Below are 2,715 nucleotides of genomic sequence, written 5' to 3'. Positions count from 1 at the left end.
CCCATGAAAATATAACCAATCTGTGCCACGGAGGAATAGGCAACCATCCTCCGCAGGTTCTTCTGCCGCACCGCATCCAGGGACCCCAGCACCATGCCGATGATCCCGAATACAAACAGCACATTGATAATCTCACTTCCTGCAAACACTTCCGCCCCCGTCACCCGGTAGATGACCTTCACCAGCAGGAAGATATAGCCTTTGGATACGATACTGGAAAGCATGGCCGATGAGGACGCCGTGGCATTCCCGTAAGCATTGGGCAGCCACGCATGGAAGGGCCACAGGGCGCTCTTAATGGCAAGCCCCACGCTCACAAGACCGATGGTCACGATCAGCGGCACCCGGTATTCCCCGGTCTGCCACAGCAGCAGGATGCTCTCCTTAATGTTGCTCAGGAGCAGGTGCCCGGTCATATCGTAGAAGAAGCTGATGCCAAGCAGCAAAAGCCCCGAGCCCATGAGGCTCATGATCATATAGCGCACCCCCGCCGCAATGGTCAGGTCATTGAATTTCCCCAGGATCAGCCCGCAGGCTGCAATGGTATTGATCTCCACAAACACATAGGCGGTAAAAAGGTCATTGGTATATACCAGCGCCAGGTTGGACGCCAGCATCAGGTCCGCCATGATATAGTAAAAATTCGCCTTATCCGCTTCCAGGTCCCTGCGCGCCTCTTCCATGCCGCCCCACAAAGCCAGCAGCATGATCACGCAGAATAAAAGCGCCATGGCCGCCTCCAGCATGCCCGCACGCAGTTCGTTTCCCCAGGGCGCCGGGAAGTGGCCCATCACATACACATAGCTCTCCCCCGTCCCCATCAAAAACGCCAGCAGGAAGGCGGACATCACCCCCACTGCCCCCGTCATGCACAGGCTGAGCCGCCGGGCCGCTTTCCCTTTCAGCGCGGACGTGATGATCGCCGCAAACATGACGGCTAAAATCGAAAAACAGGGCACATTCTGTACAAAACTCATTCTTCCTTCTCCCTTATCTTGAGCGATATCTTATCCAGGTCCAGCGTGTGGTATCTCTGATACAGGCAGATAGTCAGCGCCAGCATCAGCGCCGTCACCGACACCGACACCACGATCCCCGTCAGCACAAGCCCGCTGGGCACCGGGTTGATGTAGGCCTCCACGCTTTGCACCCCGTCCACGATGATGGGCGCTTTGAGCCCCTTGATGTACCCCTTTACCGCAAGGAAAAGGTACACCGCCGTATCCATGATATTCAGGCCGATGATCTTTTTGATCAGGTTCTTATGCAGGAACAGGTCCGTAAACCCGATCCCAAACAAAATGACCGCCACCACCTCTATGAAATTTGCCGTTAAATGGCTTCCCATCTTACAGCCCCCCTCTCCGGAACAATGCATAAAATGCATAGATTGTACATGCCACCTCTGTCCCCACGCAGATATTGATGGGCAGGATGATCCCCCCGCTTAAAATAGCCCCGGGCTCCCCCAGCGGGAAAAGGTGTTCCAGCCCGTTGGCCCCCGTGTAGAAAAAGTGCAGGGCGATCAGGCCGTAGAGCAGCAGGGCTGTCACCTTCACGATCACATAGATCTTTTCATTGAAGAACCGCTGGGTCCTGGGAAACCCGAAAGACGCCGCGTAAAGGATCATCCCCGCGCCGATCACCGCGCCCCCCGAGAACCCGCCCCCCGGTGACAGATGCCCGTTTAAGATGATATAGATCCCAAATAAAAAAATCACCGGGCATACCACCTTCGCCACCTTCTTCAGCACCGTGTCCTCCAGAGGCTCCAGGCCGTAGTCATCCAGCTTCAGTTTCCTGCGCTTCTCCTCATTCTCCACCATCAAAAGGATCATGACGCAGCAGGTCGCGATAAACAGCACCGTGGTCTCCCCAAAGGTATCAAAGGCACGGTACGTCAGGATCATCCCCGTCACCAGGTTCACGGAACCCGTCTCCTCCAGCCCCTGGGTAATATAACGCGCAGGCACTTCATTATTGGCTGGGTTGGACTCTGCCCCCACGGAGGGGAGGAAGGACACCGCATACACCAGGATCCCAATCAGCAGCAGGCACACTGCCACGCTCACCGTGCGGTACACATGCCCATACCCTTTCAGCCTTTTATTCCGGGGATAGTCCCGGCTCTTTTTTCTGATCGCTTCATAGTCGGAGGGACCATACGGCTCCTCTGGCTCCTGCACCGGGGCCGGGGGCTTCATCTCCAGGGTCCCCACAAAGGGGTCCTTTTCCCCGTCCAGCCACCGCTTGAACCGGCCGGACAGGCTTTCATTGTACTCCTCCTGCGGACGTTTTCTGCTCATTCTTCCTTCTCCTTTTCGTCATCCTTCTCAGCTGAGATCCCTTTGATCTTCTTCAAAGTTACAAAAAATAAAAGGGACGTCACTCCCGCGCCTACCGCCGCCTCTGTAATCGCCAGGTCCGGCGACTCCATGATCATCCACAGGATCGACATGATCAGGCTGTAGGCCATAAAAATCAGGATGGAATTCAACAGGTTCTTATGGAAGCTGACCGCTGCTGCGCACAGCACCAGAAACACCAATAAGATCCAGGTAATGACTGTCATGCTTCCCCCTCCTTTATCTCTTCTGCCTGTTCTGACGGGCAGCACGCCTTCACCTCTTCCGCTGCCTCAACCGGACAGCAGTCCTCCATCTTTTCCCGGGACAGCACTTCCAGCTTCACCACCATATGGGCCGCAACCGGGGA

4 protein-coding genes are annotated in these 2,715 nt (G+C 55.8%); all 4 read right to left on the bottom strand.

Annotation, left to right across the window (positions count from 1 at the left end):
- A partial coding sequence (locus tag ARB69_RS25195; RefSeq protein WP_278314401.1) for a complex I subunit 5 family protein occupies positions 1 to 977 on the bottom strand: 977 nt, incomplete at its 3' end.
- Positions 974 to 1,348: a sodium:proton antiporter gene (locus ARB69_RS25190; protein ID WP_025657861.1), complete on the bottom strand. Its 375-nt coding sequence runs from the start codon at positions 1,346 to 1,348 to the stop codon at positions 974 to 976. The genes ARB69_RS25190 and ARB69_RS25195, both read right to left, overlap by 4 nt.
- 1 nt (position 1,349) lies before the next feature.
- Positions 1,350 to 2,306: a hydrogen gas-evolving membrane-bound hydrogenase subunit E gene (gene mbhE, locus ARB69_RS25185; RefSeq protein WP_025657862.1), complete on the bottom strand. Its 957-nt coding sequence runs from the start codon at positions 2,304 to 2,306 to the stop codon at positions 1,350 to 1,352.
- Complete coding sequence (locus ARB69_RS25180) at positions 2,303 to 2,572, bottom strand: hydrogenase subunit MbhD domain-containing protein (RefSeq protein WP_025657863.1); 270 nt, start codon at positions 2,570 to 2,572, stop codon at positions 2,303 to 2,305. Before ARB69_RS25180 ends, mbhE begins: the two co-directional genes overlap by 4 nt.
- Between the last annotated feature and the right edge of the window lie 143 nt (positions 2,573 to 2,715).

Origin of the sequence: Faecalicatena contorta, from assembly GCF_001404335.1 — a bacterium.
Classification (GTDB): Bacteria; Bacillota; Clostridia; order Lachnospirales; family Lachnospiraceae; genus Faecalicatena; species Faecalicatena contortus_B.
The sequence above is the reverse complement of the archived record's forward strand: the minus strand, read 5'-3'. Positions and strand labels throughout refer to the sequence as shown.

Bases quoted from the DNA above. Each gene is read 5' to 3' on its own strand.
- ARB69_RS25190 (WP_025657861.1), bottom strand. From the start codon at position 1,348: ATGGGAAGCCATTTAACGGCAAATTTCATAGAGGTGGTGGCGGTCATT.
- mbhE (WP_025657862.1), bottom strand. From the start codon at position 2,306: ATGAGCAGAAAACGTCCGCAGGAGGAGTACAATGAAAGCCTGTCCGGC.
- ARB69_RS25180 (WP_025657863.1), bottom strand. From the start codon at position 2,572: ATGACAGTCATTACCTGGATCTTATTGGTGTTTCTGGTGCTGTGCGCA.